The sequence below is a fragment of the Sulfitobacter aquimarinus genome (genome assembly GCF_040149565.1).
GTDB lineage: Bacteria > Pseudomonadota > Alphaproteobacteria > Rhodobacterales > Rhodobacteraceae > Sulfitobacter > Sulfitobacter aquimarinus.
Window position 1 is genome coordinate 124,767 of the sequence record NZ_JBEFLO010000009.1, and the last position, 18,846, is coordinate 143,612.

The 18,846-nt window shown below is 52.8% G+C and carries 26 protein-coding genes; 15 read left to right on the plus strand and 11 right to left on the minus strand.

Annotated features, from left to right (window positions below):
- From cueR to ABMC88_RS15525, 8 genes are all read left to right on the plus strand, one after another.
- On the plus strand, positions 1-393 hold the full coding sequence (gene cueR, locus ABMC88_RS15490; RefSeq protein WP_349577801.1) for a Cu(I)-responsive transcriptional regulator: 393 nt from the start codon (positions 1-3) through the stop codon (positions 391-393).
- Between the two features lie 70 nt (positions 394-463).
- A complete protein-coding gene (locus ABMC88_RS15495; RefSeq protein WP_349577802.1) occupies positions 464-940 on the plus strand; it encodes a DUF305 domain-containing protein in 477 nt (158 codons plus the stop codon).
- A gap of 11 nt (positions 941-951) precedes the next feature.
- Positions 952-1,710, plus strand: coding sequence for a MauE/DoxX family redox-associated membrane protein (locus ABMC88_RS15500; protein WP_349577803.1), 759 nt, complete (start codon positions 952-954; stop codon positions 1,708-1,710).
- An 840-nt stretch (positions 1,711-2,550) separates the two neighbouring features.
- Positions 2,551-4,017: a TolC family protein gene (locus ABMC88_RS15505; protein WP_349577821.1), complete on the plus strand. Its 1,467-nt coding sequence runs from the start codon at positions 2,551-2,553 to the stop codon at positions 4,015-4,017.
- A gap of 14 nt (positions 4,018-4,031) precedes the next feature.
- The gene (locus ABMC88_RS15510) at positions 4,032-5,390 is read left to right on the plus strand and encodes a multicopper oxidase family protein (protein ID WP_299030600.1); all 1,359 of its coding nucleotides are present in this window, start codon (positions 4,032-4,034) and stop codon (positions 5,388-5,390) included.
- A 45-nt stretch (positions 5,391-5,435) separates the two neighbouring features.
- On the plus strand, positions 5,436-6,248 hold the full coding sequence (locus ABMC88_RS15515) for a copper-binding protein (RefSeq protein ID WP_299415868.1): 813 nt from the start codon (positions 5,436-5,438) through the stop codon (positions 6,246-6,248).
- Positions 6,249-6,354: 106 nt separating this feature from the next.
- Positions 6,355-6,882 (plus strand): cupredoxin domain-containing protein, encoded by a 528-nt coding sequence (locus ABMC88_RS15520; RefSeq protein WP_299415865.1) that lies wholly within the window; start codon positions 6,355-6,357, stop codon positions 6,880-6,882.
- Positions 6,879-8,180, plus strand: coding sequence for an ABC transporter ATP-binding protein (locus tag ABMC88_RS15525; protein WP_349577804.1), 1,302 nt, complete (start codon positions 6,879-6,881; stop codon positions 8,178-8,180). The genes ABMC88_RS15520 and ABMC88_RS15525 overlap by 4 nt, the downstream gene beginning before the upstream one ends.
- 243 nt (positions 8,181-8,423) lie before the next feature.
- Here ABMC88_RS15525 and ABMC88_RS15530 read toward each other — a convergent pair whose 3' ends face one another.
- The 3 genes from ABMC88_RS15530 to ABMC88_RS18565 all read right to left on the minus strand — a co-directional run bounded on the left by ABMC88_RS15530 (position 8,424) and on the right by ABMC88_RS18565 (position 9,460).
- Positions 8,424-8,756, minus strand: a complete 333-nt coding sequence (locus ABMC88_RS15530) for a hypothetical protein (protein ID WP_349577805.1) — start codon at positions 8,754-8,756, stop codon at positions 8,424-8,426.
- Between the two features lie 385 nt (positions 8,757-9,141).
- Positions 9,142-9,252: a hypothetical protein gene (locus tag ABMC88_RS15535; RefSeq protein ID WP_299415858.1), complete on the minus strand. Its 111-nt coding sequence runs from the start codon at positions 9,250-9,252 to the stop codon at positions 9,142-9,144.
- A complete protein-coding gene (locus ABMC88_RS18565) occupies positions 9,236-9,460 on the minus strand; it encodes a MerR family transcriptional regulator (protein ID WP_366141496.1) in 225 nt (74 codons plus the stop codon). The genes ABMC88_RS15535 and ABMC88_RS18565 overlap by 17 nt, the downstream gene beginning before the upstream one ends.
- Positions 9,461-9,533: 73 nt before the next feature.
- Between ABMC88_RS18565 and ABMC88_RS15540 the strand changes: the two genes are divergently transcribed.
- The 5 genes from ABMC88_RS15540 (at position 9,534) to ABMC88_RS15560 (ending at position 12,621) form a co-directional block, all read left to right on the plus strand.
- On the plus strand, positions 9,534-9,989 hold the full coding sequence (locus ABMC88_RS15540) for a methyltransferase family protein (RefSeq protein ID WP_299415856.1): 456 nt from the start codon (positions 9,534-9,536) through the stop codon (positions 9,987-9,989).
- A gap of 10 nt (positions 9,990-9,999) precedes the next feature.
- Positions 10,000-10,683, plus strand: coding sequence for a cation efflux transmembrane domain-containing protein (locus ABMC88_RS15545; RefSeq protein WP_299415853.1), 684 nt, complete (start codon positions 10,000-10,002; stop codon positions 10,681-10,683).
- Positions 10,661-11,233, plus strand: a complete 573-nt coding sequence (locus ABMC88_RS15550) for a methyltransferase family protein (RefSeq protein ID WP_349577806.1) — start codon at positions 10,661-10,663, stop codon at positions 11,231-11,233. The genes ABMC88_RS15545 and ABMC88_RS15550 overlap by 23 nt, the downstream gene beginning before the upstream one ends.
- A 193-nt stretch (positions 11,234-11,426) precedes the next feature.
- Positions 11,427-11,993, plus strand: coding sequence for a DedA family protein (locus ABMC88_RS15555; protein ID WP_299415848.1), 567 nt, complete (start codon positions 11,427-11,429; stop codon positions 11,991-11,993).
- 133 nt (positions 11,994-12,126) lie between these two features.
- Positions 12,127-12,621: a L,D-transpeptidase family protein gene (locus ABMC88_RS15560; protein ID WP_349577807.1), complete on the plus strand. Its 495-nt coding sequence runs from the start codon at positions 12,127-12,129 to the stop codon at positions 12,619-12,621.
- A 142-nt stretch (positions 12,622-12,763) separates the two neighbouring features.
- On the opposite strand, the gene ABMC88_RS15565 is transcribed toward ABMC88_RS15560, so the two are convergent.
- The 7 genes from ABMC88_RS15565 to ABMC88_RS15595 all read right to left on the minus strand — a co-directional run bounded on the left by ABMC88_RS15565 (position 12,764) and on the right by ABMC88_RS15595 (position 16,934).
- The gene (locus ABMC88_RS15565) at positions 12,764-13,555 is read right to left on the minus strand and encodes a ZIP family metal transporter (protein ID WP_299415843.1); all 792 of its coding nucleotides are present in this window, start codon (positions 13,553-13,555) and stop codon (positions 12,764-12,766) included.
- A gap of 2 nt (positions 13,556-13,557) precedes the next feature.
- Positions 13,558-14,010 carry a DUF411 domain-containing protein gene (locus ABMC88_RS15570; RefSeq protein ID WP_299415814.1) on the minus strand — a complete coding sequence of 151 codons (453 nt, stop codon included), beginning with the start codon at positions 14,008-14,010 and terminating at the stop codon, positions 13,558-13,560.
- Between the two features lie 106 nt (positions 14,011-14,116).
- Positions 14,117-14,740 (minus strand): SCO family protein, encoded by a 624-nt coding sequence (locus ABMC88_RS15575; protein WP_299415811.1) that lies wholly within the window; start codon positions 14,738-14,740, stop codon positions 14,117-14,119.
- Between the two features lie 7 nt (positions 14,741-14,747).
- A complete protein-coding gene (locus ABMC88_RS15580) occupies positions 14,748-15,227 on the minus strand; it encodes a copper chaperone PCu(A)C (protein WP_299415809.1) in 480 nt (159 codons plus the stop codon).
- A gap of 20 nt (positions 15,228-15,247) precedes the next feature.
- Positions 15,248-15,910 carry a DsbA family protein gene (locus tag ABMC88_RS15585; protein ID WP_299415806.1) on the minus strand — a complete coding sequence of 221 codons (663 nt, stop codon included), beginning with the start codon at positions 15,908-15,910 and terminating at the stop codon, positions 15,248-15,250.
- Positions 15,907-16,350: a disulfide bond formation protein B gene (locus ABMC88_RS15590; protein ID WP_349577808.1), complete on the minus strand. Its 444-nt coding sequence runs from the start codon at positions 16,348-16,350 to the stop codon at positions 15,907-15,909. Before ABMC88_RS15590 ends, ABMC88_RS15585 begins: the two co-directional genes overlap by 4 nt.
- Entirely contained in the window at positions 16,347-16,934 is a 588-nt protein-coding gene (locus ABMC88_RS15595) for an SCO family protein (RefSeq protein WP_349577809.1), read from the minus strand. The genes ABMC88_RS15590 and ABMC88_RS15595 overlap by 4 nt, the downstream gene beginning before the upstream one ends.
- Positions 16,935-17,131: 197 nt before the next feature.
- Here ABMC88_RS15595 and ABMC88_RS15600 point away from each other — a divergent pair, with 197 nt between their 5' ends.
- Together ABMC88_RS15600 and ABMC88_RS15605 are read left to right on the plus strand one after the other, a co-directional pair.
- Positions 17,132-17,560 (plus strand): MerR family transcriptional regulator, encoded by a 429-nt coding sequence (locus ABMC88_RS15600; RefSeq protein ID WP_299415799.1) that lies wholly within the window; start codon positions 17,132-17,134, stop codon positions 17,558-17,560.
- Positions 17,561-17,730: 170 nt separating this feature from the next.
- Positions 17,731-18,396 (plus strand): L,D-transpeptidase, encoded by a 666-nt coding sequence (locus ABMC88_RS15605; RefSeq protein WP_349577810.1) that lies wholly within the window; start codon positions 17,731-17,733, stop codon positions 18,394-18,396.
- Positions 18,397-18,452: 56 nt separating this feature from the next.
- Here ABMC88_RS15605 and ABMC88_RS15610 read toward each other — a convergent pair whose 3' ends face one another.
- Positions 18,453-18,797 (minus strand): hypothetical protein, encoded by a 345-nt coding sequence (locus ABMC88_RS15610; RefSeq protein ID WP_349577811.1) that lies wholly within the window; start codon positions 18,795-18,797, stop codon positions 18,453-18,455.
- Between the last annotated feature and the right edge of the window lie 49 nt (positions 18,798-18,846).

The window sequence follows — 18,846 nt, forward strand, 5'->3', positions numbered from 1 at the left end:
ATGAACATCGGCGAAGTTGCAAAGAAATCCAACCTACCTGCTAAAACCATACGGTACTATGAGGATATCGGCCTGATCACACCGCTGCGCGACACAAACGGCTACCGCAGTTTCCGCGAAAGCGACATGCACAAGTTGGCATTTCTGGGACGCTCGCGGGCGCTGGGGTTTACCATTGAAGATTGCCGCAATCTGCTGGCGCTGTGGGATGATCAAGACCGTGCAAGTGCCGATGTGCGTGCCATTGCGAAGGAGCATCTGGAGCAAATCGAGCGTAAGATCGCGGACCTGCAAGCGATACGCGATACGCTTTCCCATCTGGTGCAGACATGCGCCGGTGATGGCCGTCCAGACTGCCCGATCCTTGCGAAGCTGGAGAAGCTTCCCACATAAATATGGAACCCTCCAGCGCTGGAAGTTTGTTTCTTTCCTGAACAGGCAATTATTCAGAGGAGGAATTTCCATGTCTTACACACGTTTTTTCGCAATGATCATCACATCAACTATAGTGATGTTCGGCTTGATGTATCTCAACACCTACGTGCTGGATCATGTCTTTTTCAGCGAAACCCGTAGCTATATGGCTCTCTATATGGGCGCAGTGATGGCAGTGATCATGCTGGCATTTATGCTGGGCATGTATACCAACCGCGCCGCGAACATGGCGATATTTGCGGGCAGCGCGCTGGTCTTTGGTCTCGCGCTGTTTGCGGTGCGCAGTCAGACCACGGTCGATGACACATCCTGGATGCGCGCGATGATCCCACACCACTCCATCGCAATTCTCACCTCGGAGCGGGCAAACATTATGGAACCGCGTGTGCGCAAGCTGGCCGATGACATTATTGAGGCGCAGCGTTTGGAAATTTCCGAGATGAAAGCGCTGATCATCGATCTGGAAGGCGGCCCCGCTGCAACACCAGAAATAGACGGAAAATGAAGGAGATGAATATGCCAAGCAATAAAGATACCAGAACCGCCAAACTCTACCGCATGGCCACCCCTGACCACACATGCCCCTACGGCCTGAAATCCAAGGATCTGTTGGAGCGGCAGGGGTTGGAAGTCGAGGATCACCCCTTGGAGACCCGCGAACAAACTGATGCGTTTATGGAAAAGCATGGAGTTGAGACGACGCCCCAGACGTTTGTTGAGGGGGAACGCGTTGGCGGATATGAGGACCTGCGCATTTATTTCGATCTGGACAAGCCCAAGGAGGAGCAATCCGACACCTCTTATCAACCGGTCATTGCAATCTTCGCGGTGGCGGGCCTGATGGCGCTTGGTCTGTCATGGTATAGTTTTGAGAATATATTCACCCTGCGCGCGTTTGAATGGTTCATCTCGATCTCCATGTGCTTTCTGGCGGTTCAAAAGCTGCAAGATATCGAGAGTTTCTCGACGATGTTCCTCAACTATGATCTGCTCGCGCAGCGTTGGGTGCCTTATGGCAAAGTCTACCCTTTCGGTGAGGCATTCGCCGGTATCGCCATGACGGCAGGCGCGCTGTTGTGGCTGGCCGCACCTGTGGCAATTATCATCGGCGGTATTGGGGCGGTTTCGGTCATCAAGGCAGTCTATATCGACAAGCGAGAGCTGAAATGCGCCTGCGTGGGCGGCAGTAGCAATGTGCCGCTTGGGTTTATCTCGCTGACCGAAAATCTGATGATGCTTGGCATGGGTGGATGGATGTTGGCACGGATGTTTTGAGGCATATCGGTCAAAGTGCCTGTGACCGATACATCTGAGCTTGTATCACGAAAAAGTTGGAAACCTTCCTGCGCTGGATGGATTGACAGGAGGGACCGAGTTGCCCAAACGAGAGGGATGAACACGGTGAAATCCATATATGCATTGATAAAAACGTTGGCATGCGCTGCGTTTGTCTTTGCTTTGGTGCTCCTTCCGCCCTCCGCCGCGCATGCTTCGTCTGATATGCATGGCGGCCACCATTCCACCCCCGAGAGTTTGACTGTCGGCGCTGATCACCAAAGCCATGATATGTCGCAGGTTGCTCAAGTAGCTGGGAAATGTGGGTCTGTGGACAGTGCCGAAGGGCAAGACCACGGGGCGGGCAAATGCTGTAGCGGTATTTGCAGTTCTGTTGTCCTTAATGAGACTGCACGTCTTTTTCCGGGGCATAGCATTGCTGACCGTTACATCCCCCTTCAAGCTCAGGCGCGCTCGACCGAGCCTTCAGGCTTTTTACGCCCTCCCCAATTTCTGATCTGATCATAGGCTCTTAACAGAGCCTTCGTTTCGCGTTCTTTTTCACGCGGTTCCGAAGTTCATCAGTCAGGTACGACCCATGAAAATTCAAATACTTTTGGGGGCCTCGGCCCTTGCTCTTGGCGCATGCGCGCAAGAACTCAAGCCTTTGCCCTATACGGCGACGCCATTGCCCGTCGTTGCCGCACAACAAGCCGTTACGAACACGGCCGTTGTGTCGCCTGTGAGGTATCAAGATCCCCTCGCCGGATACACATATCGCGGCCCGACCGGCCCACGCGATTGGCGCACCGTCAACGAAGAACAGTCGGAGGGAAATTAATGCGTATTTCTAAATTACCGCTGATTGCAGGTTTTCCGCTGTTTCTTGGGGCCTGTGCGGTCGCCGTGCCCGGTGCTTACACCGAGCCAAAAGCAGGCTTTGCCAACGTTTCAAGCCAGGTGACACCTGCAATAGGCAAGCGAACCGTTTTTGCCGAAACCCAGGCTGAAAACGAGGCTTTGAAAAAACAAGTTCATGCGATGGTACATCGCAAGACGATCTCGGCGGATACGGCCGTTCAGGTGGCATTGCTCAATAACAAGGGGCTTCAGGCATCCTATGCAAACGTAGGATTGTCAGCTGCTGACGCATGGCAGCAATCAACGCCAGAGAACCCTGTGGTATCGATTGGCATATTGGGAATAGGTGCGCCTGAACTGGGTGCCTACCGCGCCATCGAAGGTTTGATACGCGCAAATATTCTGGATGCGACAACGCGCAAACAGCGCCGTGAGATTGCTGATGCCGGCTTTCGCCAAGCACAGCTGAGTGCCGTTAATGACACCCTCGCACTGGCAAATCAGACCCGTCAGGCATGGATTGCGTCCGTAGCTGCGTTTGAGGCGGTTGGATACCTCAAGCGGGCGAAAGTAACATCTGACGCCGGGTCGGAATTGGCGCGGAAGCTGGGTGAGACGGGTGCTCTGAACAAGGCAGGACAGGCCCGTGAGCAGGCGTTCAATGCCGAGTTGGCAGGACAGCTCGCAAAGGCACGTCTGAATGCAACCAAGTCGAAAGAGGAACTGACACGGTTAATGGGCCTCTGGGGAACCGAGGTTGACTACTATGTGCCCGATGCATTGCCTGCTTTGCCCAAGTCAGTCGGCAACATTGGAAACATCGAAGCGAAGGCATTACGAAATCGCGTTGACCTGCGTGTAGCAAAACTGGGTCTTGAAGCCCAAGCGGCAGCATTCGGTCTTACGGATCAAACCCGCATTGTCAGCGATCTTGAAATCGTCGGCGGCGCCGAATTTGAACGCGAGGCAGGCGAGGATGGGGATACCGAAAAGGTCCTGACACCTCAGGTGGAGCTGGAGTTCGCAATCCCGATTTACGACACGGGCAAGGCGCGGATGCGCAAGGCAGAGCTGTCGTATCTGCAGGCCGCAAATGTGCTTGCCGAAACGGCCGTGAATGTGCGCTCCGAGGCACGCGGTGCAGAGGCGTCTTATCATGCCTCGTATAAGATTGCGCGCCATTATCAGGACGTTTTGCTCCCTCTGCGCCAGACCGTCGAGGAGGAAGGTCTGCTGTCCTACAACGGCATGATCACAAACACATTCGAACTGCTGACAGATGTGCGCGAGAAGTTGAGCGCGTCTCTTGAGGCAGCAAATGCAAAGAGCGACTTCTACATGGCTCAGGCCGATCTGACAGCTGCCATTTATGGCGGTGGTGCAGGTGGCGGTGGTGCTGCTGGAGAAGGCGCAACAGTTGCCGCTGGTGGCGGCGCAGGACACTGAAAAGGAAATTTGAAATGTTGAACAGACGTCAATTACTCGGAGCAGGTGCTGCTGGTGCAACGCTTGTCTCTTCCCAAGCTTGGGGCAAGACCCTGAACATGGGCTTGCCGGAAGCAGCGCAAATGGACAGTGCCGCAACCGCGATCACGCCACGCCCGTCATCGGGTGTGGATTATAATCCTGTTGTCACGTTGAACGGCTGGACTTTGCCGCACCGGATGAACAACGGGGTCAAGGAATTCCACCTTGTCGCCGAGCCGGTGGAGCGCGAGCTGGCCGATGGTATGATCGCCCATCTCTGGGGATATAACGGCCAGTCGACCGGTCCCACGATCGAGGCTGTCGAAGGTGACCGCGTGCGGATATATGTCACCAACAAACTGCCTGAGAATACCTCCGTGCATTGGCACGGCCTGATCCTGCCCTCGGGTATGGACGGTGTTGTGGGTCTCAGCCATCCGGGGATTAAACCGGGCAAAACCTTTGTCTATGAGTTCGACCTGATCAAATCCGGCACTTTCATGTATCACCCGCACGCGGATGAGATGGTGCAGATGGCAATGGGAATGATGGGCATGTTTGTGGTCCACCCGAAGGATCCGACATTCATGCCAGTTGATCGCGATTTCCTGATCATGCTCAATGCTTTCGATATTGATCCGGGCACTTATGTCCCGCGCATCATGACGATGGCGGACTTCAACCTGTGGACATGGAACAGCCGGATTTTCCCTGACATCGACCCACTGGTGGTCAACCGCGGTGATAAGGTGCGCGTGCGTGTGGGGAACCTCACGATGACAAATCACCCGATCCACATGCACGGCTATGACTTCAAAGTAACCTGCACCGATGGTGGCTGGGTGCCAGAAAGCGCGCAGTGGCCCGAAGTCAGCATCGACATCCCTGTAGGCGCGATGAGGGCATATGAGTTCACCGCCGAGCACTTGGGCGATTGGGCCATCCACTGCCACAAATCGCACCATACGATGAATGCTATGGGTCACGACGTGCCGACATTTATCGGTGTCGATAAAAAACAGCTCACCCAGAAAATCCGGTCGTTCCAGCCCGAATATATGCCAATGGGCACAGCGGGCATGGGTGACATGGGCAAAATGACCATGGAGTTACCGGATAACACTATTCCGATGATGAACGGTTGGGGTCCCCACGGACCCATTGAGATGGGCGGTATGTTCTCGGTCGTAAAGGTCCGCGAGGGAATAGAAGCAGACGATTATGAGGACCCCGGCTGGTATGAAAACCCTCCCGGCGAGCAGGCGTATGAGTGGACCGGCGAGCTGCCGGAGTTCGCGTCCAACAACAGCCCCAAGACCATTCTGACACCGAAACCAACGCAAAAGGGCTGAACCGGCCCATCGTGTAATTAAAACTTCTAAAACACTGGAAAAATGATGAAAAACCTTCTTTTGACAACTGCGATTGCCCTCTCTTTTGGAGCACCTGCATTCGCAAGTGGCGAGCACGCTACAAAGCACTCCGAGGTAAAGGTTGAAGAGGCCGAAGGCCACGGCAACCATGGTGCGGGACACGGTGATGCCCACGCTGAAATGATGATGATCGGGATGCCAGGTGACGCCACAAAGGTGGACCGGACAATCAATGTGACCATGGTTGAAACGGACGATGGCAAGATGCTCCTTGAGGGTGACGAGATGACCTTCAAAACAGGTGAAACGATCCGTTTTGTCATAGAGAACAAGGGCGAACTGGAGCATGAGTTCGTATTGGACACGATGGAGCGCAACGCCGAGCACAAGATCGAAATGGCCAAGATGATGATGGAGCATGACGATCCAAACCGCATCAACCTTGATGCCGGTGCTTCGGGCGAAGTGATCTGGACCTTTGCAAATGATGGCGCGTTCGAGGCTGCGTGCCTCATTCCGGGTCACTACGAGTCCGGTATGTATCGCGCGGTTGCTGTTGGCGAACACGCAATGAAGGCAAGCATGACAATGGCGGCAGCAGATGTGCAGATTGCACAGGCTGAGGTGGAGTACACCAAAGGCAAAGTGACAAAGGTGGACGCAAAAGGTGGCAAGGTCACGATTGACCACGGTCCTCTGCTGAACCTCGATATGCCTGCTATGAAGATGGTGTTTCGCGCAGACGAGGCGATGATCTCCAAACTGTCCGAAGGGCAGGAGATCGAATTCATCGCCGAGCCGGTCAAAGGCAAGCTGACCGTTACACAACTTAAGTAATAGGGTCTGGAGGCGATGTGTTTCATCGCCTCCTTTCGATTGACCAAACGGATTCACGTTTGTGTCAACGTCCCCCAATAAAAACATTGGTTATATGGAGCATGAAATGAAGATTATCTTTACGGCTCTTCTCATCCTGAGCGGTATGAGTATTGCTGCGATGGGCGTAGAGGCAAGCACAGGCAAAGGAGATGAGCCTCACGCCCGCGCATACGACCACCCCGGACATGTTCCAATCGGCAAGCCGGCAATAGGGAAAGAGATCACCCGCATAATCGAGATCAATATTGAGGAAACGCAAAGTGGTTACATGCTTTTCGAACCTGACGCGATCCACATCAAAGAGGGATCGGTCGTTCGGTTTGTGATTAACAATTTAGGTCATCTGGACCATGAGTTTTTCCTGGGATCTTTTGAAGAGATTAAAAAGCATCAGCAATGGATGCTTGAGCACCCAGACATGAAGCATGAAGATCCAAACGCGGTATCGATCGCAAGCGGGTCAAGCAAAACGCTGGACTGGAATTTTTCGAGCAAAACCAACCTCGAGTTTGTCTGCTTGGTCCCGGGGCACCGTGAGGCGGGGATGTTTGGCGTCATTATGGTGCATGACCACCTCGCGCCAGAGCAATGAGCCATTCAGCAGTGATAGGATTCTGGGATAAATATTACCTCGTTGTTCACGATCTGGTGCTGTTCTTTGGCTACCCATACGACGATACAGTGCCGGATTGGATTCACCCGATCATCCATCTGATTTTCGTTCTTGCACCTGCACTGCTGTTGGCTGTCCTGCTTTCTTTCCTGATACGCAGGCTGATTGAATGGTCGCGGAAGCAACCGCTTGAAGAGCCACAAGCCTCCACTGTAGGCGGTCTTGATCCCAGCCTTTTCAAAACTGTTCTGAGATACTCTCGCAAGCAGCAAGCATTGATGATCATCCTGAGCCTTATCGCAATGCCGATCTTGTATGTCACGCTGGAGCTGCCGAAACAGATCGTAAACGGTGCATTGGAGGCAGACCGCTTCCCTATCACCTACTTGGGGTATGAATTTGAACAGGTGACCCTGTTGATGACGTTGTCGGGTCTTTACCTGCTGGCGATAAGTGCGAGCGGTCTGAACAAGTATGTTTTGAATGTCTTCAAAGGATATGTCGCTGAGCGGTTTTTGCGCAGGTTTCGGTTGCTGGTGTATCGGCAATGGCGCCGCGACCCGAATGCGGGAGACCAGAGCGAAATTGTCCCTATCCTCGCTCAAGAAGTCGAACCCATCGGCGGATTTGCGGCAGATGTGCTGACGTTACCGGTTCTTCAAGGTGGCACACTCGCCACGATATTATTGTTCATGTTTATGCAGGACCCCGTGCTGGGTGCTGCAGCGCTGACCGTTTTACCGATCCAATTGATCCTCCTCCCCAAGCTACAACGCCGTGTGAACGGATATTCTCGGACAAGGATCAAAGAGGTCCGGTATTTGGGCAGATACCTCAGCGATCAACTTCGAGATGTGGGTAGTTCGTCACGGTTCGCGCCAACACTTACCAGCTTTCGAGAGCTGGAAGAGGTCCGGAGACGTATTTATATTTTGAAGTTCTTCATCAAGGCGCTGAACAATTTTTTGACCGCGCTCACGCCATTCCTGTTTTATTCGCTGGGTGGCTATTTCGTAATTGAGGGCCGCATTAGCCTCGGGGCGCTCGTTGCAGTGCTGGCAGCACACAAGGATTTCTCTGCGCCGTTGAAAGAGCTTTTCCGATACTATCAAACACTGGAAGATACGCGGATCAGATACCATGAGATCACGCGATTCTTCTCACTATCCGGCCGAGCAACAGAAGTGGGACCAATGGCTAATCCACTGCCACATAAGTCCAGAACATCATATTCAGAAGAGGTGTTTCACCCGGGGGGCGCGTCTCCTTCCGTCTGATGCTTCGCTGAGCAAGGCCGGTGTCGAAGCACTCAGTCTTCATCGCTATGATCGAGGCATCAACGGCAGCGTTACTCACGATCTTTACCTCCGGTGCCACCATCTCAAAATTGATCGCACCACTTGGTTTTATATGGACTACCAACGCCGTCTCCTTCCCAAATCTACACTGGGAAACGGACCCGCAGATCAGGATGCGCAATATCGATGGCCGAGCGCTGACAGACAGCAGCCGTTTTCAGGTCAGCCCAGATATTTGTCAGCGCCGCCGACACCAAGCGTATCAATTTGCTCAAAATCGCTGGGCCCTTCGTTCTGGTTTGTGAGGAAGTTCTGAATGTATGGACCACTGTACCGAACGTACGGGCTTCCTTCTACTTCAACTTTAAAACCTTTGTATTCACGAACGAGCAACAGGTAATCGGCCAAATATTGCACAGCATCAAAGAGGTTATTTACCTCGATTTCTGAGAGGTCTTTGATTTGATCGAGATCCACCGATTTCTTGAGATGATCAATGAAATCCACTTCTTCGAAATCAGCTGGGAGGGTTTTGGCGAAATCGATCAAGTTCATGTTCTACCTATCTATTTTTCAGAATTGCATTGTTTTCATGTGAGCCGGGCGGAATATCGTTGCGTTCATTTCATTTGAAGTATGTCTTTACGAGCCGTCACTTTCCTTGAAAAAAATTTTCGCAGACGCGCATCTACAATCGAATTGTGCCGTGTGTCCATACCCTACGGTCCATATTCAAAAGAGATTTCTATCATTAAAACAGTATGATATTCGTATTATGAGCATACATAGATTACCAAACATCCGTATTTTCTGCTGGTCTTTAAGGGCCGCACGTTTGGACTGAAGGCTTGTTTATGTGATCTCTCGAGGCCATGGTCGGCAAGTGTCTCAATCACTGCACAGGCGGCCACATTCCCGGCGTCGCATTTTGTATTGCGTTTCAGCTCACGGTCCAGGCGTCGCAGTTTTGCGATCCTGCTCGAACATATTGGAGGTGTTGAGCCGCAGTGCTGTGCGCATCCAGGCATGGTTTTTCAGGATGCTGGCTCAACTTTAAAAGCCCTTTGATATCCTCGACCGAAAACCCCAGATCGCGGGAATGAACGATAAAGGGACAAGCGGCTCAGACCTTCTTTTGTGTATCGGCGCTGGTTAACTTCTGAAGGTTCAGGCGCATCAATCAAACCCATTTGTTCATAGTCTCGGATCGGCGGAGTTTTGACGCGCGTGCGCTTGGGAAGTTGGCCGATTAATAACATCGAATTTTCCTCTTGAACCTCTAGTCACTGAAGCAATTATAGTTGTAAAGAATCAGATATTGGAAACTTGTTTATGAACATACCTCCACTTGCGCAATTGGCTCTTTGCATGGTGACTGCAGGGTTGCTTGCAGCTTTCGTCCCGTTGGCACTATTCGAAGCACCTGCGTGGCTGATTGCCGCTACTGCATTGGCGGGGGTGCTCTTTCTGCTTCCCGCCGTCCTGAGCTTTATCCGCCACAAGACAACCGTAAACCCTCAGTCGCCCGACATGGCAACAACACTGGTGACCAGCGGCGTCTTCAGCATAACGCGCAACCCGATGTATGTTGGAATGTTGATCGTTTTGATGGCCTTTGTCCTGTGGCTTGGCGCGGTCAGTACAGTCTTGGTCGTGGTCGCATTCTTCCTGATGATTGACCGGGTCCAGATCAGGGGTGAGGAAGCGGCCCTTATCCAGACATTCGGAAACCCCTTTCAAGACTATGCCGCGCGTGTCCCACGCTGGCTTTTTATGTCCACACCATGAGGAACAACAAATGACTGAAACATTCAGTAAAACGGAAGCGGCATGCGGATGCTCTGGCAACCCAAGGTTTGATGGCGTTGATCCTGCCTACAAGCGGGTTCTGTGGATCGTTATTTTCATCAATGCCGCCATGTTCTTCGTGGAAATGTCGGCAGGTAAGCTTGCGGGCTCGCAAGCCCTTCAGGCGGATGCTCTCGACTTTCTCGGGGATGCCTTAACCTATGGCCTCAGCCTTGCGGTCATCGGCATGAGCCTCAAGGTCCGCTCAACCGCTGCGCTGATCAAAGGGGTCAGCCTTCTGTTGATGGGCCTCTGGGTCTTCGGCTCCACGGTGTATCAGATCTTCATTTTGGGTGTTCCCAGCGCGCAGATCATGGGATTGATCGGACTACTCGCGCTCGCCGCAAACTTGGCAAGTGTCATGCTTTTGATGCGCTACAAGGACGGCGATGCAAACGTGCGCTCGGTCTGGCTGTGTTCGCGCAATGATGCCATTGGCAACGTAGCGGTTATGATTGCAAGCGTCGCTGTGCTTTTGACGGCCTCAGCCTGGCCCGACCTCATCGTCGCAATTATCATGGCTGGCCTGTTTCTGAGGTCGGCTCAGCTCATTCTGGTTCAAGCATGGCAGGAACTCCGTTCAGGCGAAGACACGGGGGCGCTGGATAACCATGGACATGACCATGCTCAGTAACATCGAAGTCCTTGCCATATCGGTCGGCGGGATCGCCGGTTGCTATCTTCTTGTCGCATTCGGGTGGTCGATCGCATTCCCCGAGCGTCGTATCTGGCCCCCAAAGGAGGCCACGACAGGGATAAAGCTTCGGGTCTGGCTTGCCACAATCTTGATATTTATCGCAACATTCGTGCTGGGCATAGCGGACTGGAACAGCTTTGGCTGGCCAGCACCTCTGCGGTGGGGCATCGGTCTTATGCTGATTATCATCGGGAATGTTGTTGTCTCGATTGGCGTCCGTAAAATCGGATTCGGAGCGACCAGCGGCGAGGTCGCCGAGTTGAAGACAGACGGTCTCTATCGCTATTCTCGCAACCCGCAATACGCGGCGGATATGGTTATTCTCGTGGGGTGGGCAGTGTTGTCTGCATCTGGATGGGCGGCATGTGTAGCAGCGTTCGGCATCATTGTCCTTGCCGCCGCGCCATTTGCCGAAGAGCCGTGGTTGGAAGACATCTATGGAGCAGACTATAGGACATACAAAACCAAGGTGCGGCGATACTTATAACGGCGGTGCTCATGTTAAGCTTTGCATTTCCTGATAAGCCAAACGAGCCTTGTCCGTAATGCAGACTTTATTGGTATCAGCTCTGGCGACATCACGGTAATCTCTGCTACTCAAAGCACTCGGATAATTACCGGTTTCTGGATGTTCTACACTCGGATGCATCAAAGATCCTCGCCCCACAGGAGCAATCTACTTGGAAGCCTTCCTCACTCTTATCTCACAATATGGCACATTGGTTTATCTGCTGTTGTTTGCCTATTGCGCCCTAAAGAGTGGCTCTCTGCCCCTGTTTGGCGGCTACGCTGCGCACACGGGGGCTTTGGAAGTTTCACTGGTCGCTTTGGCAACCTTTGCAGGCGGACACCTGGGAGATGAATTGCGTTTTGCGGTAGCGCGCAAGTATGGCACTGGCTTTTTGTCGACACGTCCGCGGTTGTCGGCGTTGATGCTCAAAGCCGAAGCAATGTTGGATGTGTATGGGCCAGCCTATATCTTCATATACCGCTATCCCAAGGGGATGCGGACGATCGGAGCATTGCCGGTAGGCCTCACGCAAATGAAGTGGCCCATGTTCACGGTATTGAATGCATCCTCTGCGCTGCTGTGGATGTCGCTTTTGGTGGGCATTGGATACTACTTTGGTGCTGCGATAGAGCGTGCAGTGGTTGATGGATGGGGCACAGTGAGCATCCTTTTGCTTTTCGTCTTTGTCGGCCTTACCGTGTTCGGATGGTGGCGTTTGCAGCGATCAGTTCCGTGATCCAGTTGAAGCTATCCGCGAGACGGTTTCGAGGCTGTAGATCACGCGATGAGCAGACAAATTGTTGATTTGAAACTCGCTTATGAATAAAAATAAACAACCACAAACGTGACTGAGGGATATGATGACAGGAATGACACGCCGCTTTGCACTATTTGGTGGGCTGGCTCTTACTTTGGCGGGATGTGCGACAAAATTCCGAACCTATAATGGTCCAGAAGTTACGCGCTTGCAGTTGTTCAAAGCTGACCGGACCCTGTTTTTGTTCAACGATTCAAAGGTTCTGAAGACCTATAAATTTGACCTCGGATTTGCTCCCGTTGGGCATAAGCAGTTTGAAGGGGATGGGAAAACACCCGAGGGAAGCTACACGGTCGACAAGCGTAATCCAGATAGTAAGTTCCACCTGTCGGTCGGGATATCTTATCCGAACGAAGCCGACATTGCCTACGCAGCCTCACAAGGCCGCAGTCCCGGTGGCGAAATCTTCATACATGGCGGTCCACGCCCGGGTATTGATCCAATCAAACCCGACTGGACAGCTGGGTGTATTGCAGTAACTGATAGCGAAATCGAGCATATCTATGCGATGCTTCGAGACGGTACACCAATTGATATTTTCGCTTAGATTGCGGATGAACTGATGGCTGAGCACACGATTTTTGCGGGCTGAGACAAGACAGTCTGGTGCTTAACTACCCAAAAAGCAGTACGTCTGCCGCAGCTTGACTAAAGAATGAAAGCCCCCAGTGACACCGGGAGCTTAATGATCAGCCCAACCAGACATCGAGAAACAGCATCACGACCAGACCGATCGCCAGTCCTGTAGTCGCCTGTTTCTGGTGACCACTGCGGTGGGTTTCGGGGATGATCTCATGGCTGATGACATACAGCATTGCACCAGCGGCGAAGGCAAGGCCCCAAGGCAAGAGCGGTTCGGCAACAACGATAACTGCGGCACCAAGAAAGCCGGTGACAGGTTCAATCAAGCCAGTCAGAGCCGCGATCCCAAACGCGCGTTTTGCAGAGTATTTTTCACCAAGCAAAGCCACAGCAACCGCCAGCCCTTCTGGCGCGTTCTGCAAACCGATCCCCAAAGCCACAGGAAATCCACCATCAAACCCGTCCGCGCCGAATGCCACCCCGACAGCCAAACCTTCCGGGGCGTTATGGATGGCAATCGCTATGACGAATAGCCAGACACGACGTAGCGATGCGGCTTCGGGGCCTTCACGGCCTGTGCTAAAGTGCTCATGCGGGATCACCTCGTTCAAGATCGCGACAGCCCCCATGCCAAGCAGGATTGCAGCACAGACGATCAAAGCAGGTATCGCGCTATCCCCGTATCGAATTTCGGCTGCATCAAGCGCTGGAATGATTAATGAAAAGAATGAAGCCGCCAGCATGACCCCTGCGGCAAACCCAAGGGAGATATCGCGCCATTTTCGCGAAGGCGTGTTTCCGAAGAGGACCGGAACCGCACCCACGGCTGTCATGAGACCCGCTGCGAGACTTCCGTAAAAGCCCAAGGCGATAGGCGATAGAGTCGTGAGCAATTCCATACTCAGCTCGCAGGATAGGACGAGAATATCTCGGTGCTACCGTCCTTCTTGATTAAAAAGACATCATAGGCATCAGAGCCATCCCCAAAATCCATGCCAGGTGAACCAATTGGCATACCAGGCACCGCAAGACCGATTGCATCAGGGCGCTCCTCAAGAAGACGTGTGATGTCTGCAGGCGGCACATGCCCTTCAATTGTATAGCCCTCGATGGTTGCCGTGTGGCACGAGAACATTGAGACAGGGATACCACGGTCCATCTTTAGGCGGACGAGCGCACCGCCGACATTCTCGCCTTCGGGTGAGAATCCGGCGTCAGAAAGTCTGTCCATCCAGGCCAAACAGCATCCGCATCCTCGGGTCTTGGCCACATGAATAGCAGTCTGGGCTGTGGCCGCCGTTGTGATGGTTGTCAGTAGTACGGCACCAATAAGCAGTTTCGTCTTAGAAAACATTTGTAGTCCTACTCGCTTGTTTCAGGTTAAATTGCCGAACTATGCTCGGAAGTTTCTCCAAACCATGCCACGAACTGGCAAACGGAGCGTTGTTTCCAAAAGCATCTCAAATTGTTCCATCGGCATCTCGGTCTTGCATCGCACGCCTTATCTTCGGCACCGCGAATTCTCGTGGTTCGTAATAATCAATTGTCGTCACCATGCGACCTGTTGAACTGAACAGAAAAACGCCTGCTGTGTGGTTCATGGTATAGTCGCCATCTTCGCGCACTACCTTTTCGTAGACTGCGCGAAACCCTTCCGCTGCATCGGCGAGTTGTGCATTTGAACCAGTCCAACCTTGAATTTGTGGATGGAAATATGAGACATATTCAGCCAGCACACCGACTGTATCGCGCTCTGGGTCGACAGTAATGAGCACTGTGTTCAGGTTACTCGCGTCGGGTCCGATCTCGTCGAGCCACGCAGATATGTCCGAGAGAGTAGTGGGGCAGACGTCGGGACAATGGGTGAAGCCAAAGAAGACTAAGCTCGGCTGTCCGATGAGGGTTTTAGGACCTACTGCTTCACCATTCTGATTGGTCAGTTCAAAGTTCATTTCCGTCAAGGGCAGTGGGCGCTGGCGCGGAGTTGACGTGGACCCTGGTCCATCGACCTGCCACCAGCCCATAAAAAGAGCGGTGGCCAAAGCGACACCGCCGATACCGAAAAACTTTGTGATAAGTTTCATGCCTGTATCAGCCCTCGGGTCCGCGTGCGCCGATACGCAGCACTGGCATCATCACTTCCAGCTCTGTCCCATCCGCAAAGAGCAGTATTATTGGGAAGGTCTCCCCTTCGACAAGCGGCGCCTGCAGCTTCATCAGCATGATGTGATAGCTGCCTGGCTTCAGCGAAAGCGTTTCTCCTGCTGGGATTTCAATATCAGCAGCAGGCATCATGCTGCTGACACCATTATTGTCTGTTTGTGTCTCATGGATGCTCGTCATGCCTGCAATATCGGCTCGTATCCCGATCAGTGTAACGGGCTTCTCGCCCGCATTCCGAAGTGTCAGATAGGCGCCACCCGGGCGCGATGTCCCAAGGCTTGCCCGCGCCCAAGGTTGTTCAACAACAACCTTGATTGCTCCATTGGTGTCTTCTGCTGTTGATACTGCAGGCATCCCCATCAGAAGGGTACAAATAAGGCCGCGTATGCCTTTTGCAATGCGTTTCATTTTTGATATCCTCACTCGGTTCAGTTTCCTGCAACCGCTTGAACTTCAGACTGAACAAGCGCGATCAGCTGTTTTGCGCCAAAGTCGGTCAGACGCTTCCCATTTACGAAAAACGTGGGCGTACCTGTAATTCCGACGGCTTTTACATCGGCGCGATCCTGATTGAGGATGCCGATGACACCTGGGGATTTGATCTGATCTGCGGCAGCAGTTACATTCAGACCAGCAGCCGCTGCGATCTCTACAATCCGCGCTGTTTCTGGAGCGCCATGAGATGCCCAACTGGGCTGGTTCTCCAGCAACGCCTCAAGCACAGGTAGGAAGACCTCCTGCATTCTGGCAGCTTCCAACACCTTGATTGCCAGTTCCGAACCTTCGCCGTGAAACGGTGTGTAGCGCAAAACCACGCGTACATCTTCGGGGTACTCGGCGAGGATTTGCTTCACAATTGGATGAAACGCGCGGCAAGCTTCGCAGGCTGGGTCGAAAAACTCCACAATCGTAACTGGCGCGTCCTCTCGGCCCAGAACAGGGGAGTAAGCGCGAACGAGTTGCTCTTGCTGCTCTGCAGGAGCCGAAGTCGCAACTGGCGCTGTATTCGAGCGAGATACAAACCATGATCCGAGCGCGAAAAGGGCCAGCACGGTGGTCAAGGTGATGAGGACAAGAGTTTTGCGTGTCATGTGGAAATCCGTCGCAGTTGGAGGAGCAGAGCAGATATTGCCCCAAAAGTTATGAAAGAGAGTGCCGGAATGGGCAGGCCAAGGATCAGCATTGCGTCATCGGTGCATGAGGGGCCAGATTCAGTGCATGGAGTGATCGGCTCTGGTACGATACCCGCATAAAGCAGCCAGTGATACAGAGCTATTGCACCTCCAATAGCAGCGAGTGGAAGAGCGTATCGCCAGATGAACAGGTCAGACTGCCATGCCGCTACGCCAAGAATGACAGCGAGCGGGAACATGAAAGCGCGCTGAAACCAGCACAGGTGGCAGGGGGTTTGCCCCAATACCTCGCCGATAAATAGGATGGCCAGTGAAGCGGCCAAGGCAATAAACCACGCCGCGAAGACCAGGGTTACGCCGCGATTATCTGTTGGTGATAAAAGAGAATTTGTTGTCACCCTTCTATCCTTTGCTTGAGGTCGGATACGATCTGGGAGGGATCGGCGTTGTACTCGTAGATCCGCACAAATTCGCCCTGCGGATTAAACAGCAAGAAGGATGATGTGTGGCCTATGGTGTATCCATCGGGCGCATATTCATCTTCATTGCGTTGGTAGTAGACCTTGAAGGCCTTGGCGGTGCTCATGGTTTGTTCCGGCGGTCCGCTGAGTCCCAAAATGCTTGGGCCGAATTGTGGAACATACTCAGCCAGAACGCTGGGGGTGTCCCGCTCGGGATCAACAGTAATGAAAAGAGGCTGTACAATAGTTCCATCATCCGCCAGATCATCCATAACCTGTCCTATGGTAGACAGACCCATGGGGCAAACATCGGGACAGTTTGCAAATCCAAAGAAAACAAGCATCCAACGCCCGCGGAAATCCTCATCGGTCTGCATCATGCCATTGTGATCGGTCAGCTCGAAGTCGGCTATTACAGTCTCTGCATCAGCCAAACGCACGGCAGCAATCGGAAGATGGTCGCGCTGTGATACCCACAGGCCGCCTACGGCTATGATGGCTATAGCTACGAGAGACCACATAGTTATTCGCACTTTTTTCATGGCAAGTTTCGACCTTTCTGAAAATCACCTGTACTGGGTGATACAAGCTACAGCTGATAGAGGTTCAAGCAAAAAAGTGGAGCTTTGATACCATGTCACGTTTTTGTGAAATCTATGGATTTTCAACAGTGTGTAAACGTAGATAACCTCAAGTGACTTTAGATAAGGAATGGCATATGCTGGCAATTGGAACGCTTTCACGGAGAACCGGAACGAAGGTTCAGACGATCCGCTATTATGAAGAAATCGGCCTGATGAATGAAGCGGGGCGCACCGCAGGGGGGCAAAGACGCTATGACGAGAAAGATCTCGACCGCCTCGCGTTTATTCGCCATTCGCGACAACTTGGCTTTTCTCTCGATTCCATCCGCGAGCTTCTGGACCTGGCTGATAATCCCGCGCAGTCCTGTTCAGAAGCGGATTCAATTGCACGGCGCCAGCTTGGGCAGGTCGAACAGCGTATCAAGCGGCTTCAAGCTCTGAAAAAAGAACTGAGACGGATGGTTGCCGAGTGTGATGGCGACAGCGTTGCGGAATGCAAAGTGCTTGAGGTGCTGCGTGACCATTCAGAGTGTTTGACTGAGCATAACGAGATAGGTGCTTGAATGCGCAAGCGCATGATCCCTATTCTTTGTCGGAAAGTGTTCTGGAACTGTTTGCTTTGTGCAGAGCTTGATCCGTCACCCCCACACAAAGATGTGACTGGTTCCGCTTGGAATTGTGGCCGGTCGCTGACATACGGTTCTCACGCCACTCATTAGAAGGTTGTTTTGATATGTTGACCAGACGCCATTTTGTCATCTCTACTGCTGCTTTGTTTTCTGCACCTATACCTCAGGCCGCACTGGCCGCTCCAACCTCTAACCGATCAAAGTGGGGCGCTTGGGATGCTCAGGTTACACCCGCAAATTATGACCCTGCCACGTCCAACCCATGGGGATTTCATCCACGGTTTCTTCCGCAGCTTGTGCAAGCAAACGACAGCCTGACACCTGGAGATGTTCATGTCGATGCAGTTGCCCGATATCTCTATCATATCCGCAATGATGGAACCGCTATGCGCTACGGCGTCGCGATCGCTCGGGGAAACCTTTACGAGCCAGGAACGTATCTGATCAAACGCAAAACACACTGGCCGACCTGGACGCCAACCCCTGCAATGATTGAACGTGATCCTGCAACATATGGGCCCGTTGCCGATGGCGTGGACGGTGGACCTACCAATCCTCTCGGCTCGCGAGCGCTCTATCTCTATGTTGGTAATCGCGACACCTACCTGCGGATTCACGGCACGCCGAGCCCGAAATCAATCGGCGGACGTGCAAGCTCGGGATGCGTTCGAATGGTAATGGCTCACATCAACGGGCTCTATGATCAGGTCTCAACCGGCTCCTCAGCAATCCTCTATCCGCCAGAAGACAGAATTACCGCACAGAGTTGAGCAAACATCAGGCCTGCTTCTTCCGCATCAGGACAGCAATCGATCCTGCGGCTGGATTAACCAGTTGCGGGCACGCCTTGTGGTCTTGAGCATATTGGATTTCCGCGTTTTGACCGCAGCGGCAAGTATGTCGTCTCAACAGGGCCTACGTAGCGGTAGACAAAGCACCCATCTGTCGGCTCAATTTTGACTGCGTTTAAGTCCTGAAAAGGTGCTGCAATCTCAAGAACACCCTCCGGCAACTCTTTGATGAAAATGTCATTGGAAGCGCCCGTTTGACCAGCAAGATCAGCACATCCACCGAGTGCGAGTATCGCAAGACCGAGACCACTCATACATAATTTCATTTTGCCGTTCCTTTTAGTTTCCGAGTATGCGGGGAAGTGTGCTTGAAATTTCATTTTGTCGGCCTTCACTTAACTACCCATTACGGACCAGAGCAACCTATGC

Excerpts from the sequence above, each read along its gene's own strand:
- ABMC88_RS15540 (WP_299415856.1), top strand. The coding sequence starts at position 9,534 with ATGAACATACCTCCACTTGCGCAATTGGCTCTTTGCATGGTGACTGCA.
- ABMC88_RS15510 (WP_299030600.1), top strand. The coding sequence starts at position 4,032 with ATGTTGAACAGACGTCAATTACTCGGAGCAGGTGCTGCTGGTGCAACG.
- ABMC88_RS15525 (WP_349577804.1), top strand. The coding sequence starts at position 6,879 with ATGAGCCATTCAGCAGTGATAGGATTCTGGGATAAATATTACCTCGTT.
- ABMC88_RS15575 (WP_299415811.1), bottom strand. The coding sequence starts at position 14,740 with ATGAAACTTATCACAAAGTTTTTCGGTATCGGCGGTGTCGCTTTGGCC.
- ABMC88_RS15515 (WP_299415868.1), top strand. The coding sequence starts at position 5,436 with ATGAAAAACCTTCTTTTGACAACTGCGATTGCCCTCTCTTTTGGAGCA.
- ABMC88_RS15600 (WP_299415799.1), top strand. The coding sequence starts at position 17,132 with ATGCTGGCAATTGGAACGCTTTCACGGAGAACCGGAACGAAGGTTCAG.
- ABMC88_RS15545 (WP_299415853.1), top strand. The coding sequence starts at position 10,000 with ATGACTGAAACATTCAGTAAAACGGAAGCGGCATGCGGATGCTCTGGC.
- ABMC88_RS15520 (WP_299415865.1), top strand. The coding sequence starts at position 6,355 with ATGAAGATTATCTTTACGGCTCTTCTCATCCTGAGCGGTATGAGTATT.
- ABMC88_RS15570 (WP_299415814.1), bottom strand. The coding sequence starts at position 14,010 with ATGTTTTCTAAGACGAAACTGCTTATTGGTGCCGTACTACTGACAACC.
- ABMC88_RS15530 (WP_349577805.1), bottom strand. The coding sequence starts at position 8,756 with ATGAACTTGATCGATTTCGCCAAAACCCTCCCAGCTGATTTCGAAGAA.
- ABMC88_RS15580 (WP_299415809.1), bottom strand. The coding sequence starts at position 15,227 with ATGAAACGCATTGCAAAAGGCATACGCGGCCTTATTTGTACCCTTCTG.
- ABMC88_RS18565 (WP_366141496.1), bottom strand. The coding sequence starts at position 9,460 with ATGTTATTAATCGGCCAACTTCCCAAGCGCACGCGCGTCAAAACTCCG.
- cueR (WP_349577801.1), top strand. The coding sequence starts at position 1 with ATGAACATCGGCGAAGTTGCAAAGAAATCCAACCTACCTGCTAAAACC.
- ABMC88_RS15605 (WP_349577810.1), top strand. The coding sequence starts at position 17,731 with ATGTTGACCAGACGCCATTTTGTCATCTCTACTGCTGCTTTGTTTTCT.
- ABMC88_RS15505 (WP_349577821.1), top strand. The coding sequence starts at position 2,551 with ATGCGTATTTCTAAATTACCGCTGATTGCAGGTTTTCCGCTGTTTCTT.
- ABMC88_RS15495 (WP_349577802.1), top strand. The coding sequence starts at position 464 with ATGTCTTACACACGTTTTTTCGCAATGATCATCACATCAACTATAGTG.
- ABMC88_RS15500 (WP_349577803.1), top strand. The coding sequence starts at position 952 with ATGCCAAGCAATAAAGATACCAGAACCGCCAAACTCTACCGCATGGCC.
- ABMC88_RS15560 (WP_349577807.1), top strand. The coding sequence starts at position 12,127 with ATGACACGCCGCTTTGCACTATTTGGTGGGCTGGCTCTTACTTTGGCG.
- ABMC88_RS15595 (WP_349577809.1), bottom strand. The coding sequence starts at position 16,934 with ATGTGGTCTCTCGTAGCTATAGCCATCATAGCCGTAGGCGGCCTGTGG.
- ABMC88_RS15585 (WP_299415806.1), bottom strand. The coding sequence starts at position 15,910 with ATGACACGCAAAACTCTTGTCCTCATCACCTTGACCACCGTGCTGGCC.
- ABMC88_RS15565 (WP_299415843.1), bottom strand. The coding sequence starts at position 13,555 with ATGGAATTGCTCACGACTCTATCGCCTATCGCCTTGGGCTTTTACGGA.
- ABMC88_RS15610 (WP_349577811.1), bottom strand. The coding sequence starts at position 18,797 with ATGAAATTTCAAGCACACTTCCCCGCATACTCGGAAACTAAAAGGAAC.
- ABMC88_RS15550 (WP_349577806.1), top strand. The coding sequence starts at position 10,661 with ATGGACATGACCATGCTCAGTAACATCGAAGTCCTTGCCATATCGGTC.